Annotated in this window: 17 protein-coding genes; 7 read left to right on the forward strand and 10 right to left on the reverse strand. The window is 42.9% G+C overall.

Annotated features, from left to right (window positions below):
- Positions 1-8 precede the first annotated feature (8 nt).
- The gene (gene mmsB / locus BK026_RS11065; RefSeq protein WP_071815906.1) at positions 9-884 is read left to right on the forward strand and encodes a 3-hydroxyisobutyrate dehydrogenase; all 876 of its coding nucleotides are present in this window, start codon (positions 9-11) and stop codon (positions 882-884) included.
- 114 nt (positions 885-998) lie between these two features.
- Here the strand turns inward: mmsB and dld are convergent, their stop codons facing one another.
- Positions 999-2732: a D-lactate dehydrogenase gene (dld, locus tag BK026_RS11070; RefSeq protein ID WP_071815907.1), complete on the reverse strand. Its 1734-nt coding sequence runs from the start codon at positions 2730-2732 to the stop codon at positions 999-1001.
- A 431-nt stretch (positions 2733-3163) separates the two neighbouring features.
- On the opposite strand from dld, the gene BK026_RS11075 reads away from it, so the two are divergent.
- From BK026_RS11075 to BK026_RS11085, 3 genes are all read left to right on the forward strand, one after another.
- The gene (locus tag BK026_RS11075) at positions 3164-3919 is read left to right on the forward strand and encodes an SDR family NAD(P)-dependent oxidoreductase (RefSeq protein WP_071815908.1); all 756 of its coding nucleotides are present in this window, start codon (positions 3164-3166) and stop codon (positions 3917-3919) included.
- Positions 3920-3927: 8 nt separating this feature from the next.
- The gene (locus BK026_RS11080; RefSeq protein ID WP_256253779.1) at positions 3928-4758 is read left to right on the forward strand and encodes a 2-keto-4-pentenoate hydratase; all 831 of its coding nucleotides are present in this window, start codon (positions 3928-3930) and stop codon (positions 4756-4758) included.
- Between the two features lie 115 nt (positions 4759-4873).
- Complete coding sequence (locus BK026_RS11085) at positions 4874-5701, forward strand: thioredoxin family protein (protein ID WP_071815909.1); 828 nt, start codon at positions 4874-4876, stop codon at positions 5699-5701.
- 14 nt (positions 5702-5715) lie between these two features.
- Here BK026_RS11085 and BK026_RS11090 read toward each other — a convergent pair whose 3' ends face one another.
- From BK026_RS11090 to BK026_RS11115, 6 genes are all read right to left on the reverse strand, one after another.
- Positions 5716-7071, reverse strand: a complete 1356-nt coding sequence (locus BK026_RS11090; protein WP_083575071.1) for a DEAD/DEAH box helicase — start codon at positions 7069-7071, stop codon at positions 5716-5718.
- 299 nt (positions 7072-7370) lie between these two features.
- Positions 7371-9773, reverse strand: a complete 2403-nt coding sequence (locus BK026_RS11095; RefSeq protein ID WP_071815910.1) for an EAL domain-containing protein — start codon at positions 9771-9773, stop codon at positions 7371-7373.
- Positions 9774-9776: 3 nt separating this feature from the next.
- Positions 9777-12341, reverse strand: a complete 2565-nt coding sequence (locus BK026_RS11100; RefSeq protein WP_071815911.1) for an HWE histidine kinase domain-containing protein — start codon at positions 12339-12341, stop codon at positions 9777-9779.
- Positions 12342-12614: 273 nt separating this feature from the next.
- A complete protein-coding gene (eda, locus tag BK026_RS11105; protein WP_071815912.1) occupies positions 12615-13232 on the reverse strand; it encodes a bifunctional 4-hydroxy-2-oxoglutarate aldolase/2-dehydro-3-deoxy-phosphogluconate aldolase in 618 nt (205 codons plus the stop codon).
- Positions 13233-13252: 20 nt separating this feature from the next.
- Positions 13253-14179, reverse strand: coding sequence for a sugar kinase (locus BK026_RS11110; RefSeq protein ID WP_071815913.1), 927 nt, complete (start codon positions 14177-14179; stop codon positions 13253-13255).
- Positions 14180-14227: 48 nt separating this feature from the next.
- The gene (locus BK026_RS11115; protein WP_071815914.1) at positions 14228-16447 is read right to left on the reverse strand and encodes a polysaccharide lyase 6 family protein; all 2220 of its coding nucleotides are present in this window, start codon (positions 16445-16447) and stop codon (positions 14228-14230) included.
- A gap of 327 nt (positions 16448-16774) precedes the next feature.
- On the opposite strand from BK026_RS11115, the gene BK026_RS11120 reads away from it, so the two are divergent.
- Positions 16775-17506: a FadR/GntR family transcriptional regulator gene (locus tag BK026_RS11120; RefSeq protein WP_071815915.1), complete on the forward strand. Its 732-nt coding sequence runs from the start codon at positions 16775-16777 to the stop codon at positions 17504-17506.
- 633 nt (positions 17507-18139) lie between these two features.
- The gene (locus tag BK026_RS11125; protein ID WP_071815916.1) at positions 18140-19462 is read left to right on the forward strand and encodes a mechanosensitive ion channel family protein; all 1323 of its coding nucleotides are present in this window, start codon (positions 18140-18142) and stop codon (positions 19460-19462) included.
- A 58-nt stretch (positions 19463-19520) separates the two neighbouring features.
- Here the strand turns inward: BK026_RS11125 and BK026_RS11130 are convergent, their stop codons facing one another.
- Positions 19521-20006 (reverse strand): hypothetical protein, encoded by a 486-nt coding sequence (locus tag BK026_RS11130; protein WP_071815917.1) that lies wholly within the window; start codon positions 20004-20006, stop codon positions 19521-19523.
- A gap of 130 nt (positions 20007-20136) precedes the next feature.
- Positions 20137-22437: a catalase/peroxidase HPI gene (gene katG / locus BK026_RS11135; RefSeq protein ID WP_071815918.1), complete on the reverse strand. Its 2301-nt coding sequence runs from the start codon at positions 22435-22437 to the stop codon at positions 20137-20139.
- Between the two features lie 484 nt (positions 22438-22921).
- On the opposite strand from katG, the gene BK026_RS11140 reads away from it, so the two are divergent.
- Positions 22922-23518: a porin family protein gene (locus BK026_RS11140; RefSeq protein WP_071815919.1), complete on the forward strand. Its 597-nt coding sequence runs from the start codon at positions 22922-22924 to the stop codon at positions 23516-23518.
- 73 nt (positions 23519-23591) lie between these two features.
- Here the strand turns inward: BK026_RS11140 and BK026_RS11145 are convergent, their stop codons facing one another.
- Positions 23592-25334: a PAS domain S-box protein gene (locus BK026_RS11145; RefSeq protein WP_071815920.1), complete on the reverse strand. Its 1743-nt coding sequence runs from the start codon at positions 25332-25334 to the stop codon at positions 23592-23594.
- Positions 25335-25355 lie beyond the last annotated feature (21 nt).

Here is a 25355-nt window from a genome sequence, read left to right on the forward strand (position 1 = left end):
AGACAATTATGACTACAGTTGCATTTATTGGCCTAGGTAATATGGGCTCTGGGATGGCAGATAACCTGGTTAAGAGCGATTACAAGGTATTGGCGTTTGACTTAAGCGAAGCGGCGCTGACCAAAGCCAAAGAAGCAGGCTGCACTATTGCAAAAAGTACAGAGCAAGCTGTTTCTGAAGCGGACATCGTAATCACTATGTTACCGGCGGGCAAGCACGTACTGGATATCTATTCAAATCAGATCCTGGCTTCGGTCCAAGAAGGCACCTTGCTTATTGACTGCTCTACTATTGACGTTGAAACAGCAAAGCGTGTGTCAGAACTGGCTGAGAAAAAAGGGCTACAGATGCTAGACGCGCCAGTATCTGGTGGTGTTGCGGCTGCGGCAGGCGGCACACTCACGTTTATGGTAGGTGGCGACGCAGATGCCTTTGACAAAGCCCATGGCGTGCTTAGCGCAATGGGCAAAAAAATTGTTCATGCGGGTGGCCATGGTGCGGGGCAAGCCGCAAAAATCTGCAATAACATGCTGCTTGGCGCCACCATGATTGCGACGTGCGAAAGCTTTCAGCTGGCACAAAAACTTGGCTTGGATGCGCAAGTGTTCTTCGATATCGCGTCAAATGCTTCGGGACAGACATGGTCAATGACCACCTATTGCCCCGTTAAAGGTGTGGGGCCACAAAGCTCTGCTGATAATGATTTTGCTGGCGGTTTCGCTTCTGCGCTTATGCTCAAAGACTTGGGGCTGGCCATGCAGGGCGCGAAGGGCGTTAACGCGCAAGTACCTATGGGGGAGCTTGCCGCAAAGTGGTTTGAAATGCATTGCGAAGAAGGCAATGCAGGAATGGATTTCTCTTCAATAATCAACCGATTAGCATAAAAGAAAAGCCATCATTGCTCCGACGGCTACTTTCCCTCTGAAAGGTAGCCTTCTTACTGAGCGAGTAAAGGATTTTACTCGCTCTTTTTTTATTATCTTACAGTCCGTATTTTTCTAATGATGACCACCGCAACACCCACCATCGTGCTCAGCCCAATTCTTGAGCTTGGTGGTCTTGCCTATGCCTGGGTTAAAGCTATTGGTCGGGTCAAGTTCGCGATAGAAATTCTTAAGCGCATCTTTGGCAAAGTACTCATGACCCACATTATGCTCTGCTGGATACTCAGCGCTTCTTGCATCAAAGGTCTCTAGAATTTTGCCTTTTAGCTGTTTAGCGTCTGCGCCTTTTTTCAATACATAATTCTGGTGCATAACGTGGCAAAACAAATGACCGTAATATAATTTAGTATCAATTTGATCATCTATTTCTTTTGGTAGTACTTCAAACCAGTCAGGGTCGTTGCGGCGAAGCGCAACGTCGATGGTCATCATGGCGCCCACCTCTTTGCTGTGCATTATGTGATAGCGACCTATCGCTCCACCCGCAACGAAGCGATGTAATATCGCTTTGTCAGCTTCTTCTTCTGTACACTCAAAATAGCCGCCTTCGTTGGTTTTAAAGAACTCATCTAAATAGGCTTTAGCTTCGTCCACCCCGTCGTTACTCATTTCCAATATCCAATGATGCTGGTATTTATCTCTGTATTCTTCCATGCGCTTTGGCAGATGGTTAGGAAAAATATAGCTCATGTACTGCATCACACGATCTGACATTTTGTTGGGTAAAAAACCTAACTTGTCGGTAAATGCGTCGAACTTTCGCTTAAACGCAAACAGCTTTGGTATAAACTTAGCGCCGAGTTTACTGATAACAATAAACATGTCTTTGCCGTATTTCTTAGACACGTCGTAGCAATCTCGATGAAGGTATTCGCCGGAATCAGGCAAATTTTTAAAGTTAGAAAGAATGTCACGACGCACTTTTGTAAATACAGCTGCGTCATTAGAGCCCACATAGAATACTTGTTTTTTTTCAGGAATTGGAAATGTGTCTAGTCTTACTGCAAATACAGCAAGTTTCCCTGCACAGCCTGAGGCCTCATAAAGTCGTCTGCCGTCATTATTGAAGCGTGAAGGGGTGTCTGAATCAACGTCTCGAACCCGTTCATCATACTCGTTGTCTGATGCACGAGCTTCAGGGTGCTGAACGTCAGACGTCGAATATTGTTTGTTCTCAAGATTATTCAGAATTTCTTCTGGCTCGTCACCTAGGTTGATACCAAGGTTGTTCACCAAAGCAAGATTGCCATTACCGTCTATTTGCGCGAAAAGTGCAAGTTCAGTGTAGGCTGGGCCACGTTTGACCAAAGCGCCACCTGAATTATTGCATATCCCTCCCACGATGGATGCGCCGATGCACGAAGAACCAATAACCGAATGAGGCTCACGACCGTAAGGCGCAAGCGTCTCCTCCAACCCAAATAGAGTACTCCCAGCTAAGCCAACAATTTGCTTTCCATTATCAACCAGCTGAATATCATCGATACGCATGGTACTTATAATTACTAAGGGCCTGTCGTAGTCTTTTCCGTCTGGCGTAGAGCCGCCCGTTAAACCGGTATTAGCCGCTTGCATGATTACTGCGACATCGGCTTCAACACATAGCTTTAACACACGCCAAATCTCAACCAACGTGCCCGGCCTCACTACCGCGAGAGCTTCGCCCGCACCAAAGCGAAACCCCTTAGTATATGGCTGCTTTTTTGCTTTATCTGTTAACAAATAGGCTTGCCCTACTACATCTCGCATAGATGCAATCAAAGACTGAGTGTCAACGTTTACGGTCATGGCTCTCTCTATGTTGAAGTGCTGGAAGGATGAACTTGGTGATGAACTATACACTAACGTCATTTTTTACAAAGGGGGCAGACGTTTTTTATAGAGATAATTTACTTATATTTAATTCGCTTTCAGGTCCAAGATTAGTGTGTGCTACTTGAGCGCATATTCTTTTATTATGATCGACTACGGATTTTGTTCTGCTGTATCGACTACTTCTCGAAACATATCTAGCTTCCCTTTATTTTTTGGTATTACCAATAAGGCATCATAAATTTCACCAAAATACGTCCAGAGGACTTATTCAGCCAATGAAGAAACTTCCTAACCTGATATCCATTTCTAACCCCATATTAATACAAGCCAAAAACAGGTAGACCAATTTAATTATATAACCTAATATTGGCATTACAATTTGTAATACATTAAGGCATATCGTTATGACAAAGAAAGTAGCACTGGTAACTGGAGCAACAGGCGGCATCGGATTTGAAGTTGCAAAAAGACTTGGCCAAGACGGTTTCATTGTTGTTTTAAATGGCATTGAAGACGAAAAAGGCGCAGAGCGCGTTAATGAACTGAGCGAATTGGGTATTGAAGCGCAGTACTATGGCTTTGACGTTACCAGCGATGAAGCGGTTGATAAAAACGTAAAAGCAATTGGCGACAAATACGGTAAGATCGACGCCGTCATTAATAACGCCGGTGGTCTTGGCGGGCGCAGCCCAATGGAAGAAATGACAACGGAGTTTTACCGTTTTGTTATGGCACTAAACCTCGATAGTGCATTCTTTGTGTCTCGAGCAGCTATTCCTTACTTAAAGAAATCTGACGGTGGCGCTATTGTAAATTATACCTCTAATGCAGGCTGGAATGCTGGGGGTCCCGGCGCAGGTATTTATGGTGTTTCTAAGGGCGCAGTACATACGTTGACGCGTGCTCTCGCTAAAGAATTAGCACCAGCCGGTATTCGTGTAAACGCAGTGTCTCCGGGCACAATTGACACGCCTTTCCATGCCCAAATTAAAGCAACAAAACCAGAAGTATTTGCTTCTTGGAAGGACAACATCATGCTTGGTCGCCTAGGCCAGCCAGAAGAGGTCGCTTCTGTGGTGTCATTCTTGGTAAGTGAAGATGCATCATTTATTACCGCAGAAACCGTTCAAATTGGTGGCGGCCAAGCGCTAGGGATTTAATCGTTCTCATGTTTCCTGATAAACCACTTACAGAAGACGCCCTGAAAACATTATCGAATACACTGGTTAACGCGCGCAAGCAGGCCAGTGTATTAGACACTTTTCCAGGTGATGTTCCGTCAACACTTGAAGCAGCTTACCGCGTACAGGACATGTCGCTTGCTCAATGGAACGACGACATAACAGGCTGGAAAGTAGGAATGGTGGTCCCTGAACTTCGCGAGCAAATGGGCGCGGAGCGGTTAATGGGTCCAATTTTCAAAAAGGTTTCCCATTTCATTGGTCGCCCGCATGCAGACGATGAATGTGTAGAACTCGAAGTTTACGCGGGAGGTATGGTTGCAGTTGAAGCCGAATTGGTTTTTGAACTGGGAAAAGCGATCCCCCCAGGCTCCGTCAACACAAAAGGGCCGCTCAAACAGCTTATAAAAAATGTTTACGCCGGCGTAGAAATAGCAAGTAGTCCTGTTATAGACCTTAACAGTTACGGCCCCACTGCAATTATAAGCGATTTTGGTGTAAACCAAGGGATGGTTATAGGGGCAGCAATCGATAATTGGGAAGAATCCATTGAAAAAATAGACACATCAGTTTTCATTAATGGGCAACACATCAACAGCGCACCGGCAAATAGTGTATTACGCGGACCTATGGCTGCGATCGCTTATTTGATAGACCAAGCATCAATCAGAAACATCACCTTGCCGAAAGGCTGTATGATATGCTCAGGTGCCATTACTGGTGTGCATGACACGGTCGCGGGAGCCCATTCTACGGTTTCCTTTGAAGGCTTTGGAAATATCAATATGAAGCTGGTAGCACTCCCCTCCTTAAGCTAGTGCCACCCGATGCGTTAACATTGAAGATTAAGCGGCAAATGCAGGTGTTTAAGTGCCGCTAAATTTTCGATGTGATATGGTACATTGGACATGTATTAATAACGTTATCAATAATATGCACATTTTAAATTTTTCAAGACTGTTCAACTTCGTTGCAAATCTTTCCGGCCTCATCAAGAAAGCCACCATCATAATGCTACCTGTGCTTGTCGTAGGGTGTAAAAGTACGTCTTTGAATAATGACTTTACGTATACTGCTTCAACGTCTCCCTTAACTGATGTATTGGAAGCAAAAGAACGTGCTTTAGCTACAAATAAGCTACTGCTAGTCGTTCTAGGTGCGCAGTGGTGTCATGACAGCACTGGGCTTGCTGATCAGTTCAACACTGAGCAAATGCAGTTAATTCTAGGCGCCCATTATGAAACTATTTTTGTTGACGTAGGGACCCTCAATGACAAACGACGCATCACTGAATTATTCGACTATCCCATATATTACGCTACACCGACGGTAATGATAGTCGAGCCATCAACAAATACATTATTAAACAGAACAAGTATGACGATGTGGGGTCATGCGGATAGTATTTCTTTGTCTGCATATGTAGAGTATTTTTCTCAGTTTCCAGCGTTGACTAAAAATCAAAAGCAATTACTCACAACTTGGAGCGCTTCGGCAGAAGAAGCCCAGTACAATCGTGAAATGGCGGGGCGTTTGCAGAACGCCTATCAAAAACTAGGGCCCTTGCTCGCCGAAGATATTAAGGGTAATACGCCGCCATCATTTATTGATTTATGGAAAGAAGTAAAAGGTTTTAGAACTGCCTTGCAAAAAAACCTAGAGAAAAGAGCCGTACTCAAGCTTGAAAGTCACGACAAAAGCGACGCAAGCCCTACGCCCGCGCTTCGCCATTATCCCCCATTTTCATGGGAGCAACACTAGACAACATTGCCCAATCAGGCGCCATTGCGTTGGCGCCGCGGCTTTTTGCTTTCCACTCGTTGCCCACTGCCATGTCGGTTTTTACGTTGAGCGCTGTTCTTTTTATTGTTTTCTGATTTATCAGATTTGTTACTGTTCCCCCCTTCTCGAGCGTTACTTTTTTGACTTTGACTCGTTTTGGGCTTTTTGGGTTTTTTGGGCTTTTTCGGTTTAGATAATACGGTTTCTGGCACCGCTTGCTGCGGTTCAAACCCTTCCAGTGTTTCTCGTGGTAACAGAGTTTGAATAAGCGTTTCAATGTCTTTTAAATTCTGTAATTCGTCTGCACAAACGAATGACCACGCTTGTCCAGAGGAACCTGCTCGGCCCGTCCGACCGATTCGGTGTACATAATCTGCTGCAGTATTTGGGAGATCTAAGTTAACGACAACCGGAAGTTCACTGATGTCAATGCCTCTTGCTGCGATATCAGTTGCTACTAATACCTTTATACTTCCGTCTTTAAATGCAGCTAACGCTTTCGTTCTTGCACCTTGACTTTTGTTTCCATGAATAGCTGCACTCGGAATTTTTGAACGAGTGAGCTTTTCCGCGATCCTATTGGCGCCATGCTTAGTTCTACTAAAAACTAATACTTGCTGCCAACTTTTTTGTTTGATCAGACATATCAATGCCGTTGTCTTTTTAGACTTATCGATGGTTATTAAGTGTTGTTCTACTGCGTCTACTGTTGTATTTGCAGGCGCTGTAGAAATACTGATTGGATCGTTTGTAATCGTTTTAGCCAACGCGGTTATATCATCAGAAAAGGTAGCGGAGAAAAGTAAGCTTTGGCGTTTTTTTGGCAGGAGTTTCAATACGCGTTTTATATCATGTATAAACCCCATATCCAGCATTCGGTCGGCCTCATCTAAAACCAGCACTTCTAATTGGCTAAACGTAACCGCATTTTGTTGATACAAATCGAGCAGCCGACCCGGCGTCGCGATAAGCACATCAACCCCTTTTCGTAACTTCATCATCTGCGGATTAATGCCGACGCCGCCGAATACTACCGCCGTTGAAAGCGGCAAAAACTCACTGAATGCGCGAATACTTTCTTCTACTTGTGCGGCCAGTTCTCTAGTGGGTGTTAAAATTAAGGCTCTTACATTGTTCGCCGTGACCTTCTTTCCCGTCATCAACCGCTGTAAGATAGGCAAGCCAAACCCCGCAGTTTTTCCGGTACCTGTTTGCGCTGCCGCCAGTACATCTTTACCCTGTAATACAATAGGAATTGCCTTTTCTTGGATTGGGGATGGCGTTGAGAAACCACGCTTTTCAATTGCTTTTAAAAGCGGTTCAGCAAGTCCTAATTGGGTAAAAGACATTTATTAACTCTCTCTTTACAAATATTATCGGTGGTAACACCCGTTAAGGCATATTCTGACGAAGTTGTACAAATCGCGGTGGGGCTGAGATTACTGAGGAAATCTAAGGGAAAACGCCATAGCTAAATTGCGCGCGGAGTCTACCATTAAAAGCGCGCGCCCACCAGCACAATAAATAGCCAGCAACCGGTTTAAACCGTACTTTTAAATTAAACGCTACGGAAACTTATAACTGTAAATGCAAGGGGCACCAACAGGGTGTAGTTAAATCAAAAAACGTAGAAAGAAAGCGTGTTTGCTTAATCGCCAATACTAGAAAGCGATGTCGCGGCATGGTGTGTTTGTAAATACTCCATCAACTCCACTAAGCTTAACGGTTTGGTAAAAAAGAAGCCTTGCATTGCTTTTGCGCCAATGCTTTTTGCAAAAGCAACTTGTTCCTCGCTCTCTAGCCCTTCTAATGTACATGGCATGCCAAGTCGATTACACAGCCACACCACATTTTCTATAATCAACGCCCGGCGTTTTTCACCCTTTGTTTTCAGTGGGAAGGCGGGCAGAAGTGAGCGGTCAATTTTAATCGCATCGTAAGCATCATCAGCGAGTTCTGAGATGCACGAAAAGCCAGTACCAAAATCATCTATAGATATTGTTACCCCTAAACGTTTAATGGCATTGAGTACATCCCTGGCTTTCTCGCTTTGTAGCGTTGACTCGGTTATTTCGACAACAATCCGACTCGGTGCAATATCGTGAAACAAAAATCGTTCAGCAAATAATTCCGTAACACCAGGGTTTTGCAGCTGTACCGCAGACATGTTGAGGTTAAATCGCACATCATTAAACCCCCATTCAGTCAATTTTTTTAGCGCAAAACACACTTCATCTAGCATTAACAAACCAATATCATGAATATGCTTAGTACGCTCAGCTATGGGTATAAATTTATCTGGGCTAATAGCCCCATGGCTAGGAATGTGCCAACGCGCGAGCGCTTCTATGGCAGCTATCTCGCCATTTGCGCTAATAATGGGCTGAAAATGGGCCAATATTTGCTTACTTTTAATCGCTCCCTTAAGGGCTTGCTGAATAAACAAACGATATTCTATGTTTTTTGACAAACTATCATTGAAAACAACAACGTTACTTTTGCCGCCTTGCTTTGCTGAAAACATTGCAATATCAGCATGTTTCAGTAGGTCGGTTGCCGTCATCGTTTCAGTAGAAGTGGCGACGCCTATGCTTGCCGTAATTTGAAAAGCGCCAGACGAGGTAGTGAACTCTCGTTTAAACGATTGCGACAACCTTGCTGTCATTTTATTAAGAAGCTTCTCACTCGACGTATTGGTGACGATAACAAATTCGTCACCACCGAAGCGAATAACGCTGTCGTCTTCCCTTACCGCTGCTTTGAAACGACTAGCGCAAGAACGGAGAATCTCATCTCCTACTTCGTGCCCATGGGTATCATTGATCAACTTAAATTCATCAATATCAATGAAAATAATAGAGCAAGGCTCGCAAGATTCACTGAAGTTTTCTACAACGTTGTTTAGATAGTTACGATTCCCGGCACCGGTAAGCGCATCAGTAAACGCTAAGTATTTTAACTGGCTCTCTGAAGACTTAAGCTCGGTGACATCGGTGAGAATAGCAACAAAATTCGCTTCCTGGCTATCGTTGAGGAACGATGTAATAGACATTACCAAATGGTATCTTCGGCCATTACTTACAATCGTAAGGTCAGTTCTCATTCCGTCAATAAGGTAATCGGGCCTCGGGTCATACTTCCTTTCCTTCGGAAACACATTATTTATCGACTTATTAAGAAGCAGCTCAGGTGTGGCACCAAGCATTTTACACAGCGATGCGTTTACTTTAGAAATGATGCCCTTTTCATCACAAACTAACACGCCTTCTTGAATTTCACTGACAATCTTATCTGCAATACCAAGGCTGGACTGCGCATGTTGCAAAACCGAAATATCTTGTATTGCGCCAATTTGAATACAGTCATCGCTCAAAATAACGTCGGATAACACTACTTGATACCATTGCGGCGCTTGCCCTTGCGCTTTTATCTGTAATGTCGTTACGTAATTAGATTTTTGTTTTAGTGCATTAGATAACTCAGCCCGCTTTTCAATTGGAAATAAAGAAAGAAAACTGTCTATAGACATCTGCTGAGGGAAATCGAATAAGTTCTCTACACTTTTAATCACAATAGAATGAGATAGCGGGTCGACCTCTAAGATACCAAGTTTGGCCATTTTTGATGCCATTTCAAAACGCTTATTCGATGAGGCGAGCTCATATTCTATGCGTTTCCTCTCTAGAGCAACTTGTATCGTTGTGGTTAGCGATAAGCTTCCGTAGGGTTTAACTAAATAACCATACGGTGATACTTCCAATGCATTTGCTATCGTTGAATCATCGCAATAGGATGTAGTGAACACAATCGGTATTTGATATTCCTTAGCCACTAGTCTTGCAAGGTCAATTCCAGATTCAGCTGCTCCCAAATTGATATCCATAAGGATAAGGCTTGGTACCTCCTGCTTAAGCAAGCTGAAGAGTTGTTTTGAACTAGACGCAACACCAATCACTTGCATGCCCGCACTTTTAAGATTCTTCTGAATATTGAGTGATTCAATAAGACTATCTTCAACAATGATTATTTTGGGTACGGGCTGCGTTTGCATGTGCTACACCTCAAATCCAAAAGATTGAATTGTCGTCTTTAAAAGTTCAGTGTCGACAGGTTTAGTCAGTACAGACACATGACCAAGTTCTTCCGGCAGCTCTATCGCAGCCCCGTACCCGGTAATAAAGACAAAAGGAATACCTTGCTTTTGAATTTCCAAGCCCAGTTGGAACGTATTTTCATGACCTAAGTGGACATCTAAAAACATCATTGAAGGTTTGTGTTTTGCCAAAGCGGCCCTTGCAGAGGCGATGTTTCCAAATATTTCGGTCTTATTAAAGCCAATTTGGTTAAGGTGCTTTTTTAAGTCTAAGGAAATAAGAAGATTATCTTCTACAATAAACGCGCTCGAGAGCAATTTAGGTTCATGCACTTTAATGTTATGGGCGTTGGCTTCCGTTTTTGCCTCTTTCTCAACGTCACTGTTTTCAAATTCAAGCTCTACGTATTTTTTAGGAATAAAAAACTTAGCAGTCAAACCTGTTACCTTACTTTGCAGCTCCACCTTGCCTTTAAGTTCATGAGGTATAACCGATTTTATAACGGTCATTCCAAAACTCTCTTCTCCTAAACCTTCTAAAGGCGGCCCACCCAATTCCTCCCAGTAAATAGTACACCCCGTAGTTTCGTCAAAATCCCAAGTGATCGATACTCTGCCATCATTACTCGTCGCGCTAAGTGCGCCATATTTAGCCGCATTGGTGATCATTTCGTGAAACACCAACACAATAGGCGTTATCGCGTAAGGCGTAAGTTTGATATCGGGGCCTTTAATCGTAAATGCTGACTCATTTACCATGTATGCTTTTAACTCGTTAAGCAGCAAATCATTAAACCGAATACTGTCGTATGAAGCATGAGTGAGTTGATCATGTCCTAGTGCCAGAGCAGATATTCGCGAAGAAAGCGAAGAAACAAATTCGTCAATATTTTTCTTGTACAGAGATGTTTGACCTATTATCGCACTGACCAAATTAAGGATATTTCTTACCCGATGATTAAGTTCGCCAATCAATAGCTCAAGGCGTTTTTTTGCCTCTCTTTGAAGTAGTTCTTTCTCGTGGAGGTGGCGAATGGTTAGCTCCATCACACCAAGTCGAATCGATTTTGCTCTCTCAAGATCTAAGGTCGTCCAAGGCGTAGATTTGGCGTCATTACTTTCAATCCACTTTTCAAAACTTCTGCGAGGAGTGAGTATGTCTCTACCCTGACTTTTCTCTACTCGTTTGCTCGGGTTTCCTGCCCACACGACTTGCTCTACCACTGAGTTTCTGAAAAGAAAAATATAATCCATAGGCTGGCTTGAAATCTTTAACGCTAATACACCTGCGACCTTCCCGTCAGACAAGCTTGGATCCGCGGCAGCCAAGTTATCAAATTGATAGATTTCTTCAGGCGGCAACTCCTTTAAAATTGACGTTAGGCGCGCTATTTTTTGCTCACTCAACGCGTCGCCGTTCTTAGTGTACTCATCACCGAAAATACATCCCACGCCATCAATATCAATTAAGCGCTTCAACAGCTGCAATTGTTCAACTATGGCATTGGAAAGCGAAGAACCTAAAGACAAATTACTTAACACTCTTGCAAAGGTACTGTTCGCTTCTTCACTTACTCTTATCCGCTCATTCACCAGCCGTCTCGACAGCTCTAGTGAAAACATTTCGGCGAATAGCTCTAGCTGAGCGACTAATCGCCCCGGAATGACTTTCGCATCATTGTGGTGGCACGCGATAAGCCCCCATAGTTGCCCGTTCACAATTAGCGATATGGACATTGATGCAGCAACACCCATATTCTTTAAATATTGAATATGGACCTCTGAAACAGCTCTTAAGCGTGAGAATGAGAGATCAATGGATGTTGTTGCATCATTATTTTTATCTACGATTAAATGGTTTTTTCCACTTACGTCAGAAATATTTCTTACAAGGTTTTTTTTATAAAGCTCGCGTGCTTGGCGCGGAATATCTGAAGCGGGGTAACGCAACCCTAGAAAAGGCGGCATATCGCTTGACATTGACTCAGCAACGACTTCACCGGCACCATCACTCAAAAATTGATACAGCATTACCCTATCAAACCCTGTCGCCGTTCTGACGCTTTCAACGGCCCCAGTGTAAAGTTCATCCATTTCTGAGAATATTGCTATTTGACTCATAAGTGCAGTCATAACACCATCAAATTTACCTCGGCCTACAACACGCTCAAATTCCAGCACGAGTTGCTCAGCGCTCTGGTGAATACAAAGGTCGAACTTATCCTCAGAAAAAGGCAGCGATAGCCCATTGAGGTATGTCGCTTTACCAAGGATCATTGCTTGGCTCTGTGCGCCACGGATAGCGTGAACCTGCTCTTTATCTAGCCAATGCCAGAAGGTACTGCCGATTAGTTGACTTATTGAGCTATCAAGAAACTCCCCTATGTTTTCAGACACATGGCTGACAACACCTTCCCTGTCTAAGACAATCATAAACCCGTGATCTTGTACTTTACCTAGAAGATGGATGGGCTCTTTGTCACATTGAGTTACTAATGATGTTAACTCTATAGAATCGCTATGCATGTGAATAAACCACTATGAAAGTAGGAAATGTATGAAAGTAAGGGCGCTTAATTTAATGCGCTTTCGACACTATTGGCATCTTAATGCAAGTTACTTTCAGTTTGTTAAGCATGTATAAACTATGTATGTAGATAATGTATAGTCTATTGGCGTTCAAAAAAACACCTATTATGCGTTTTTTATAATATTAGTCTGTAAATTGTCGAGACATAGAAACTAAAAAGCCGACTATGTAATAGTCGGCCAATTAATACTCTCAGCGAGTAGCATTGACTACCGTAACGCGTCCTTGCATGCTGTAGTGATGTTTTGCCAATGCTTGTCTGCCACCCATTGAGGCTTTGAGATCCACGTTCCACCTGCTGCAAATACGTTTGGAAGCGACGTATACTCGTTGAAGTTAGCTTGCGACACACCGCCTGTTGGGCAAAAAGAGGTGTCTTTGAACAACCCAGCAACGGCTTTCAAAAAAGCCGTTCCACCTGATAAAGACGCTGGAAACAACTTCATTTCGCGATATCCGTGTTCACGTGCCAAAATAATTTCGGCAACGTTCGACACTCCAGGTAAAACGGGTAGGTTCGTGTTTCCCAACATAGCAAGCAATCGCTCAGTGACGGCTGGTGTAACGATAAAATCGGCCCCCGCATCGACAGCAGCATCAAGTGAAACTTGATCAATAACAGTTCCTGCGCACACTGTCATATTAGGAAGCGCAGACTTAATAGCTGCTATTGCATGTGCAGATCTTTCAGATCTGAGAACAACTTCTACTGTATTTAGACCTGCATCACTCATGGCGAGAGCTATTGACACACCATCTTCTTCATTTTCAACTTGTATTATGGGCAGCAGTTTTTGGCCATCCATTAGTTCTGAGATTTTTTTCATTTTTGTCTCTTGAATATTTATTACAACGATTGTCTGACAAATAATCTATAAGTATTCGCGTCTACAATTGCACCTGGGTGTTGAATTACAAAACCAGCACATTTTGACGCTTTAATAACACTCTCGTAAGCATTATTACTTTTTAAATAGGCGCCTAAAAAAACACCGTTAAACGCATCTCCTGCCGATGTCGTATCTACCACATTACTCACTGGAGTAAGCGTCACTTGTGAAGTATTCCCTTGTTCATCTACAAGTGTTACCGCTTCACTACCATTCTTAATTACAAGCTGTTTAAATTTAAAAGGAGCGAGAAACCTAACTACTTCCTGTACTGTGCTAAAACCATAAAGAAAATTAAAATCTTCCACGCCAGGAAGGGTAATATCTGCTAGGTCAAACGCCCTTTCGTAAATAGCAAGTACATCGTCTCGCCCCTTCCATAAGGCCGGCCTATGGTTAATATCAAAAACGATAGTCGCTCCTGACTCTTTCAATCTATTAACCAGTGAAAAGAACTCATTTAGCTCATATTGATGCAGCACAGCCAATGTTATGCCTGAGAACAGAATGGCATCCAGGTCTTCCAATGAAGAAATGTCGTCGGGCTTCAGCAATGACATAAAACATTTAGCTGCAGAATCGTTCCGCCAGTATGTAAAAGAACGTTCTCCCTGATCATCCGTGTATATTCTGTAAAGGCCTAGATGCTTTTCGGGGTGGGTAAACAAGAAACGCGCGTCGATTGATTCAGACCGAGTAAACGCCACCATTTCTTGGGAAAGCACGTCTGCCCCAACGGCACTGATAAAATAACTTTCAAACTCAGGAAACGTTCTCTTTAAATAAACCGCGGAATTAAATGTATCACCCGCAAACCCTTCGCTTAAAACACCGTCCACCTTCTTCAGTTCGGCCATACATTCACCGATAAAACCAATTCTCATATTCGTCTCGCTTTAATACATACAAATTCAGATAAAAGAGAGTAGTCACTACTGACAGCCACATTCAGCTCCTTGAGATAGGAAATCGATAACTTTAGGGTCTGGTGTATTTTCAAAAAGATTTTTAACGATAGATGTCTTTGGTTCGCCCACAGTATGCTCAATCACAACCTTGGCACTGCTCTTAATATCGTTACTTTTTAAAAGCGCCTGTTGAACACCATGAAGAAAAATACTCGCTTTACTCTTATTGCGCTTTCCAAGCCCAACCCTCTCAAGTTGGTTTTTGAAAAATGTGACTTTAGGCCCGAATGTGCTTTCGTCTGTACCGCCTCGATATATTAGCGCTAATGCTCCGTCAACCTGCTCGATATGATTATTGGAAAAGTTGAGTACTTCCACATTGTAGATACCGAGGTCGTCTCTTTCCTTGTCAAATAGGAGTATGTTTCCAGTAATATTCGAAAACTCGCTATTTTCAATATTAACCGATGTCGCAAAGCTTCGTGCTCCTGCGGCAAAGAAGTGATAGCTGTGGTTAATATTTAGATTCAACACCGACACGTTACGCATGTCGAAACGATAATTAGTCATCATTCCCCATTTCTGTGTTCTCAAGAGAGTATTTCCGGCAGCATCAGGCGCGTCTTCACCAGACAAGGACAGAAACGCCAGTTTAAGATTGCCATTATCAATAATTTCGAACAGTGCCGTGCGCTGCGGCAATAAAACAACGTTTTCTTGACTCACACCTTTAATTGACAATGTTTTGTCGATCACTACTGTTTTCTCTTCGCTGTAATTGCCTTTTTGTAATATCAACGTATCGCCGTCACTTGCTTTAGCTACCGCATTAAAAAGCGTGTTTACGCCAGGCTCGACAACTATCTCTCTGCCAGAATCAAAAGGGACTTCGTATTGCTTTTTCGCGTACCAAGATGGGCCAACATCATCTCTACTTAGTGTCACAATGTCGGGAGAAGCCCCAACTTTTCCCACCTCTTGGTCTTCCGATAGCGTTTGCCCAATATTGCTGATCTTTGAGAAACCCTCTTGAACAGTACTTTCGACACTATAGTTTGCAACATTGTCAGCAAACTTAATTCCTTTTATGTCATCGAAGAAACTCATGGTTATTGGCGCATTTTGTGAAAGTAAAAGATTATTTGTGAACTTGCTATTTATAGGTGGGGCCGAACGTTCTTCATCAGCGCCGGCAGCGAACTGAATATGCTCAACATCGATAAAAGTATTGTGGTGAATATTGGCACCATCTACTTGATGGTAACGATTTTGCGGCGAATTAGGCACGCCGTTCATTACAGTAAAACCACTTCCAAACCGGTAACCTGTGAGGGATTTAAATAAGTTGTTTGCTACCTCTTGGTTTGCATTTATAACTCGTACTCCCCCCGTATTGTGTACGCCATTACCTAAAAATACGTTGTTTGTTACCACGTTGTTGTTACCGTGGCGAAGCGTTAACGTTCCTCTAGATTCGATAAATGTATTGCCATGGATGATATTGCCGCCTGATTTAACACTGATTATTTCTACCTCGCCGTTACAACGCTCAAAAACATTGTTTTCAACATGTGTAAAAGAGTTCTCGAGCGAATAATGGCTTGTACCTATTCTCAGCGTTTCACCACCGTTAGAGCCAAGTTCGGGTCGATAGCCGAAATAATTGTGATCAATGAGGTGATGGTTTTCTATACTGCTTTTTGAATTTAAGCGAACTGCCAATGTGACGCCACGATTTCGTTTACCCGCTAAATAGGAATGGTCTAATCGATTGTGTTTTCCGTAAAGCGCGACCCAATAATCGTTTTCAAATTTGTCTGGCTTCGAATAATCTTCAATAACAACTTCCGTTACGCGGGAGTGGTTAGCAATTTCATTTTTATTTATGCGATAGCTTATTACAGCGCCAGAGGGCGAATAGCCATCTTTGAAAATTAACCCAGATACGACAAGGTGTGCACCGCCCAACGATAAGCTTGATTGCCCTGTTAACAGTACTTTACCTTTTTCCTCGGCACGTAAAACAATCGGTTTTCCTTCACTGCCTTTTGCACTAAAAATAATTTCAAAGTCTTTATACACGCCGTTTTTCAGCACTATTTCGTCGCCCGGTTCAACCGTTGCCAGCGCTTTTTCTAACGATGCTTTACTGTCGATGAAGAAGTCTTCTGCCTTGACGAGCGCGCTACACAATAAAAAAATAGCCCCAACAAGTAATCTGAACTCTATCACACGAACCCTCATTCACTTCTCCATTACACCTGTAAACAAACGCGAAGTTTTGCCGTTTACGTCCACAAACTTTGCAAATTAGCAACTATGCTGTTATTAATTTGTTACCGACCATTGAAATCTAACCAATAGTAAGACCAAAAACAACCTATTTATTTTACCAAATATAATAAATAGGTATTACCAGTGGTTATTTTGGCGTGAGAATGCGATAAAAAAGCGCTGTGCGACAATGGCTTTGCGCTTAAAATAAGTTCGATATACAATCGTAAGATAAAAAGATATGACCAATTCCGTTTTCAGCATCGGCATTTAAACAGGCAAACAAGGGCAGTATTTATGAAGACTCGTCGTCTTTTCTGGGGCATAGTTGAAAAGTTAGAAGCACTTATCGACCAAGGTATCTATCCGGAAGGAAGCCGCCTACCCGCCGAGCGCGAACTCGCAGAGACCTACAACGTAAGTCGACCGACCATCAGAGAAGCCATAATAGCACTAGAGGTAAGAGAGCGCGTAGAGGTCAAAACCGGCTCAGGCGTTTACGTATTGCGCCAAAAAAAATCCGTCAATCCTGCACAACCTATTAGCGCATTCGAACTCACTCAAGCAAGAGCGTTAATCGAAGGAGAGGCCGCAGCGCTTGCGGCAGCGACAATTTCAGATGAAGAGCTCGACGCATTAAAACAAACGCTAGAAGCAATGCAAACACCAAGTAAGGCTGACGAGGCTGACCAACGGTTTCATCAAATTATTTCCCAAGCCACGAGAAATAACGCAATATTAATTTCAGTTGAGAACTTGTGGAATTTGCGCCGGACAGTACCGCAAGTTATCGCCGCTTACAGTGACGTTTGCTCTCAAGGCGATGAACAACGATTACGAGAACACACGCTTATTTATGACGCCATTGCAAACAAGGACTCTGCGGGAGCACGTCGTGCCATGCATCAACATTTCAACCGCCTTATCAACGCCCTTTTTGATGCAAGCGAGGCAAAGGCTCTGGAAGAAATAAAGCGCAAAACCGACGAAACGCGCGGCTTATACTCAATAACACACCTACGTCAGTAGTCGATTTTTTATCCCACTAAAAAAAACAGGCTTCTTGAAAGAAGCCTGTTTGCTTTGCGTAGGGTACTCTTTGAGTAACTGTTTTTATTCTATGCTTCAATGTGTGGGCACACCGTTTAACGTTTCAATTAGACTGTTCAGATGCTAAACAAAACGAATCGCAGGTACACCCAACACGGTCGATAAGCCTGTCAACTCTGCTTAAGTAAGCAGCAGAAAACGTCTTAATACTACAACCTGGCCTTACACAATGTCAACCAATTAAACTTACCAATTTTTACGTGTAACGATATTTACTCATTCATACGACAAATTTTTTGATTCTAAAATTCACAATAACATACTGCTTTTAGAAACAAGGCAATTTTAAAAATAAGAATAAAATCAATTAAATCAATAATATAAATTCAGATCGAGTATTAATCTCTATTACTACTTATCCAAGCATCAAAAAATATTTCTTTCTGAGATGGCTATTTTGGTTTTACCAATATCAAAATATAGAAATCAAGTAACAGTGCCATTAGAAATTGCTTTACGAAGTTTGTTATAAAAGATACAAAGCGCTCAGCTTTAACAATACTGTTTTTAGTATCTACGCTATACCTGCGTAATTAAATTAGTGAATAAAACATGAATGTTGATCATTTAAACAACCAGTTTCAAGAAAAGTTAGCGCTTATTAAAGCATCGGTAATATCAGATAGTTTCGTTATACAACTGATAACCATTGCAACCATTTATTGCATTGCTTTTATTCTTTCGAGACAAGTGAAAAAACCATTTAAGTTCACTCGAGAGAAACCCCAGCAAGGTGCTCACACACTACATGGTTTTTTATATAATCTGGGAGAAGCGCTTTTTCCTTTGATTACAATCAGCATGTTAAAGCTCACCACTGTACTTGGTGCACAGTTTCAATTTGACGCTTGGTTACTAGAAATTGCGGTAGTTGTTGCTTTAATGCTGTTTGTAAACTCTCTCATTCTCGGGTTTGTTGAAAACAAGACAATAGCATCTTGTATGCGGTGGATTGGCTTACCTATTCTCTTTCTCCACTTAATTGACTTTCTTCCGCTTATCACGACTTCACTGGAATCGATAGCGATATCGGTAGGCAATGTTGAGATCTCTGCCTATGGCGTAACAAGAGTCATTCTATTTGGTGGTTTGTTATTTTGGCTGGGCAGAAGCTCTAATGCTATCGGACAAGACATTATTAGAAACCATAAGTCACTCGATGTATCAACAAAAGAGGTGTTCGCAAAGCTGTTTGAAGTTGCACTTTTCTGTGTAGTATTCCTTTTGCTATTAAACGTAATGGGTATCAACCTTACAGCACTCGCTGTATTTGGCGGTGCAGTAGGTGTAGGCTTGGGTTTAGGCTTACAGTCAATAGCTTCAAATTTTATTTCAGGCATTATCATTTTACTCGACAAATCTTTAACGGTGGGAGACTTCGTCGAACTAGAAGACGGACAAAAAGGCATCGTGAGAGAGTTTAAAATGCGATATGCCGTTTTGGAGACTTACGACGGTAAAGATATCTTGGTACCCAACGAAAAATTCATTAGCTCATTGCTGGTAAATTGGACGCATAAGGACCCCAAACAGCGCTACAGAATCGATTTTTCAGTAGCTTACAAAACTGATATTCGCGCCATGGTTGAAATAGTAAAAGAGGCAGTTTCCCAGCACCCTCAAGTCATTAGCGGTGAGGGAGTACCGTTTGAAGAATTGCCGGACTGCGAGATCGATAGCTTTGGGGACTCTGGTGTTAACATGTTTGTCGAGTTTTGGATGGAAGGCGTAGACGATGGAAAGAATCGAGTGGGTGGAGACCTATTATTAACCGTGTTTGAAACACTTCGTGAACACAATATTGAAATCCCCTTCCCTCAAAGAGAGGTGCGTGTACTCAATGACGGAATTTCTGTAAGAAACACGACGCCCTAACAACTTTTCACTATTAAGTGCTTGTAAACACATGTGCAAGCACTCACTTTTCGCAAGGCTAAAATCGAGCGCGAAGGGTGTCCCATTGCCACTGAGGGCAGTCAAGTGCTAATGCGCTCAGAAACTTTTGGTAGTCCCGATACCCCATCGCGGATGCAACCGTTTTTAGCTGAGATTTTGCGCGAATGGCCTTCGTTTGAAGTAACTCTAAGCGCTTATCTGCATCACTTTCAAAATTGTCGTCAATAATTAATTTTGCTTTGTTCGATGCCTGCCATGCTGTTGTCACAAAGCCGAGTAATTTAATGTAAACCTTAACCATTCCCTTTTTTTCAAACACGCCCTCAAATGATGAACCCTGAAGCATAGTCTTAAAGCTTGCTTCAGTTTCATGTTCAATAAGCGCATTAAAACCATTTAACGATGTTAAAAAATCGCGAAGTAGCAGCAAATGTTTATCATCTTGCAAATCATTGTGAGCTAGCGACAGTATATCATCGCTAAGTATTTCCAAATTGATAAGAGCACGCTGCGTTGAAGCCATAATGTTTGTCGACAATAACGTTAGAGTAAACTCGAAGTCTACCTAAACAAGAACAGTTTTTCGATGACATAAAAAACGAGGGCAAAAAGCCCTCGTTTTATGTTTTTAGTCTAGCGACTTAATCTAGCATTTACTTTGCTAACTGAGCGTTTAGATCATGTCGTAAATCAAATCGATCAAGCGTCATAACTTTTGTCCATGCATCAACAAAGTCTTGGACAAAGCGCGCCTTAGCATTATCGTAAGCGTATACCTCTGCTATTGCGCGTAACTCGCTATTTGACCCGAAGACTAAATCTACCGGTGTCCCCGTGTATATCACTTCATTTGTCTTGCGGTTAACGCCTTCGTATATAGCAGGGTTATCAGTTTTACGCCACTTGGTCCCCATGTCTAAAAGGTTAACAAAAAAGTCATTACTTAATGCGTTAGTGTCATCAGTAAACACACCATGTTTCACGCCATCAACGTTAGCACCAAGTGAACGCATACCTCCTAAAAGAGCAGTCATCTCTGGTACTGTAAGATTAAGTTGGTCAGCTTTATCTACCAACATATCAGTAGGAGAGCGATAGCTCTTGTCAGGGTTGTAATAGTTCCTAAATGCGTCAGCTGTTGGCTCTAACAAAGAAAACGAGTTCACGTCCGTTTGCTCTTGTGTGGCATCTGTGCGCCCTACAACTACAGGTACATCAATGTTTACACCAGCATTAGACGCCGCTTTCTCAATAGCCGCAGCGCCACCGATAACAATTAAGTCTGCGAGTGATACTTTCTTTTTCGAGAACATGCGCGAATTGTAATCTTCTTGGAGCGCTTTAAGTTTGGTGACGACTGTCTGCACTGTTTCTGGTTCGTTTACATCCCAACTCATTTGAGGCTCTAGGGCGATACGAGCGCCGTTTGCACCGCCGCGCAAATCTGATGCTCTAAAACTAGACGCAGCTGCCCATGCTGTCTTAACCAATTGTTGCAACGTTAAACCAGTATCAAGGATGTCTTTTTTAAGTTTCGCTACGTCTTTGCTAGAGATATGCTTGTAGTCCGCCTTAGGAACCGGATCTTGCCAAATAAAGCTTTCCTCTGGAACATCAGCCCCTAAGTAACGAGCTTTGGGTCCCATGTCTCTGTGAGTTAACTTAAACCACGCTTTCGCAAATGCAGTTTGATACTCTTTGGGGTCTGCCAAAAAGCGTTCTGCAATTTTGCGGTACTCAGGATCGTACTTAAGCGCTAAATCTGCAGTTGTCATTACTGGAGGATTCTTCTTACCCTCAATATGGGCATCAGGTACGGATTTGTGCAGTGATTCATCTGTAGGGATCCATTGTATAGCACCTGCAGGACTGCGTGTCTGTTTCCACTCAAAACCAAGTAAGTTTTGAAGATATAAGCTGGTCCATTTCGTAGGAAGCTGCGTCCAAGCCCCTTCAAGACCACTGGTTACTGTGTCTTCCGCATTGCCTTTGCCGCAATTGTTCTTCCAACCTAAACCTTGCTCTTCCAAGCCTGCACCACCTGGCTCTGCTTCCAGACAATCAGACGGTTTATGCGCGCCATGCATTTTGCCAAACGTGTGGCCACCTGCGATAAGGGCTACGGTTTCTTCATCATTCATTGCCATGCGACCAAACGCTGTACGAATGTTCTTTGCTGAACCTACTGGGTCAGGTACCCCTTTAGGGCCTTCAGGATTAACATAGATTAACCCCATATGCGTTGCGCCAAGCGGTCGCTGCAATTTTCCGTCTCGTTCTTCGCGATCGCTCGCTAGCATTTCTACTTCTGGACCCCAATAAACCATATCAGGCTCCCAATCGTCAGTACGACCACCAGCAAATCCGTAAGTATCAAACCCCATATTTTCCATACCTACGGTTCCCGCAAGTATCATTAAGTCGCCCCACGATAAACTCTCACCATATTTTTGCTTAATTGGCCAAAGTAAACGCCGCGCTTTGTCGAGATTTCCATTATCAGGCCAGCTATTTAGGGGGTCAAAACGCATTTGACCGCCATCACCACCGCCGCGCCCATCAAGTGTGCGATACGTGCCAGCGCTGTGCCATGAAAGTCGAATAAAGAAAGGTCCGTAGTTACCAAAATCTGCTGGCCACCAATCTTGAGACGTAGTAAGTAGCGTGTTGATGTCTTGCTTTACTTGCGCTAGGTCGAGCTTTGAAAACGCGTCTGCATAGCTGAAATCCTCACCTAACGGATTAGAGCGTTTGTCATGGTCGCGCAATGGTGAAAGATCAAGCTGATCTGGCCACCAAAACTGGTTGCTTTTAGCTTGAAATGCTTTGCTCATACCGGTGCCCTTTGCACCCGCAGGCTTTGATATTTGATCGTTAGCCCAAGCGCCAGAAGTGCTCAGCGCAACAGCAATAACAGCAGACAATGTGGTTTTTCTCAACCCGTTCTTAATCATGATCGTATCCTGTTCTATCAGCTAAATGTGTAGAAAACGTCCACCTGACGCCTTTTAACACTTTGTTTACTTAATACTGCTTTAAGAAGATAGTCAGAGTCGGTCAAGATTTACAGCCAATAAAATGAATTCAAGCGATAGAATTTTTCTATTGACCTGAATTGATTTTCAAGTTTTTCGATTACGGCGACTGAAAGGTTCAAACCATCTTCATTACAAGTGTGACACTCTGCAGCTCTTTCACGGGGGCTGAAAATATTGCATGAAGCCATTCACCAAATTTGGTTTAGCGCCAACATTTTGTTTAAAATTCAAACACTTCTCATTAAAGAATGAAAGTCTTTCACGCTTTTCCTCACGATTCTGAAATATCTACCATGGCATAACATTTGTTAGAAATAAGTCGGACACTTCGCACAACTTTGGCTAGCATGCGAGTAGTAAGTCCACGCAATATCAAAGGAAACGTTAAAAGGACGGACTAATGAAAAACACATTCAAAGCTATTACCGGTTTATCAGCAATTGCCGCAATATTTTCAATGGCCAGCATCAGTGCACATGCACAGACAAACACAATTGATGCACAAGATAGTGGCTTCTACATTGGCGGTAACTACGGCTATCTCAAGGTAGAAGGTGAAGACGATTTCGATGATGACAAGGACGTTTGGCAGGGTGTCGCCGGCTATAAATTTAATGAGTGGATTGCTATTGAAGGTAGCTACATTGACTTTGGTGATTACGGTAATGAAATCGCTGGAGCCGAGACCGATGGATACACAGCCGCTATAAAAGGCATGCTTCCTCTGACAGAACGCTTTTCTCTATACGCCAAGGCAGGTCAACTATGGTCAGAAACAGACTATAGAATCGCAGGTATATCAACAAATGACGACGATGAGAGTTTATTTGTCGGCGCTGGCTTAAGTTACGCGTTAACCAGCAATTTTCTATTGAATGCAGAATACACTGTGTATGACACTGAGCTGGACGCAGATGAAGCGTTTAACGATATCGACGACACCAACTTTGAAACTGACTTAAAGCAAGCGAGTATTGGCGTCGAATATAGATTTTAAAACTCGCTAACGTCAACACATTACGGCGTTAAGTGCCCCTCTTACCAGCAAAAAAAGGGGCACTATGCCGTGGCTATCCGTCGATACGTTGGATGAGCTGTGCTAATTCTTCAATCTTCGCAACAGTCGTTTTCACCAAATTATCTATTTCATTTGAAGACGACTGCGAGTTCCCCGCTAGCGTCCTCACCTCGTCAGCGACCACTGCAAACCCTCTCCCCATCTCACCGGCTCGGGCAGCTTCAATTGCAGCATTAAGTGCAAGTAGATTAGTTTGTTCGGAAATTGAATTAATTGTACCGACAATCGTGCTAATGGTTTGACTCGTTGTTAGTAGTTCCTGCATGGCCCCTTGAGTGTCGTTCACGGCTTGCTTTCTGGACGATATATTTACTGCGAAAAATACAAAACGAGTAATTTGGCCATTGAAGTTTTTCAAGGCACTTATTCTTGCATCGAACGCTAAATAATTATCTTCTACATTAAATTCCAGTATTTTTGAAACGAAGCCTGAAGACTCAAGCTTTGATTTATCTTCTGGCGTTAACCTATTCATTACTTCTAAAGCAAATGCCGGAGTGTCCATTACTCCCTTCAATGTATCCCGCAGCAATTTATTCGCCTCGATTACCTTACCAGTAGGCTCAATCTCTAAAAGAACCAACGCGCTGCCTATTGCTTTAAGTTTATTAGTAAAATCTAACGCCATCTGTTTAACGCGAGTAATGTCAGCTTGAACGGCAATAAAATTCACCAATTCCCCCTCTTTGAAAACAGGGTTAATTGAAAGAGACGTCCAGTACGGTGTGCCTTCTTTTCGATAGTTGAGAATTTCATCGTAGAAAGCTTCACGATTTTTTAGCTTTTGACGGATCACATCTACGGTACGTGGATCGGTTTCTTCACCTTGTAAAAAGGAGCCTGGCTTTTTACCTTTTACTTCATCTAGCTCCCAACCGGTCAGTCTAAAGAAACCGTTATTGACATATTCGATTAGCCCATTTGCATCTGAAATAATTACTGCATTATCTGTTTCGTTGGCAACTAACGACAGCATACGCTGCACCTCTCTTTGCTCAACTTCTTCTGTTACATCTTTGATGAACGCAGTATAAAGGGTCCTGTCAGCCAGCCTCACTTTTGACAGCGATAGCCGCCCCCATAAACTCTTTCCGTCTTTGCGTTCCACCTTCACTTCTCGGCTAGTACCAACAATTTTATCCTGACCCGTTTCTCTGTTTGCATTCACATAGTTATCGTGATTTGCTTGGATCTCTTGAGGGACTAACATTTTCACATTTTGGCCAAGCACTTCGTTGCGTTCGTAGCCCCACAGTTTTTCTGCTGACGCATTAAATAGTGTTACATTGTTATTTTCGTCTATGCACACAACCGCATCGAGCGCTTGTTCCAGCGTTTGCTCTACAATTTCACGAGATTCACGCTCTTCGGTAACGTCTCTGACAAACGCAGTATAGTGTTTTTTGCCGCCCACAATGACTTGTGATAAAGCGAGCTGTACCCAAATACGCTCGCCAGCCTTTGTTTCTAATTCAACTTCACGCGCACTACCAACAATTTTGTTGATGTTGGTCGCGCGATGAGTGTTCACATAGCTATCGTGATTAGCCTGATGCTCATGGGGTACAAGCATTTTGATGTTTTTTCCCAATACCTCCTGTGGTGTATAGCCCCATAGTTTTTGTGCAGCATTGTTATAAAACGTCACGTTGTTATTTTCATCGATGGTAACAACGGCCAATATTGATTGTGCGAGTGCCTGCTCTGCTGCATTTTCTTTGGAAAAAAACTTCATCGCGCCCCCCCAGATGGATAT

The organism is Alteromonas sp. V450 (assembly GCF_001885075.1).
Lineage (GTDB): Bacteria > Pseudomonadota > Gammaproteobacteria > Enterobacterales > Alteromonadaceae > Alteromonas.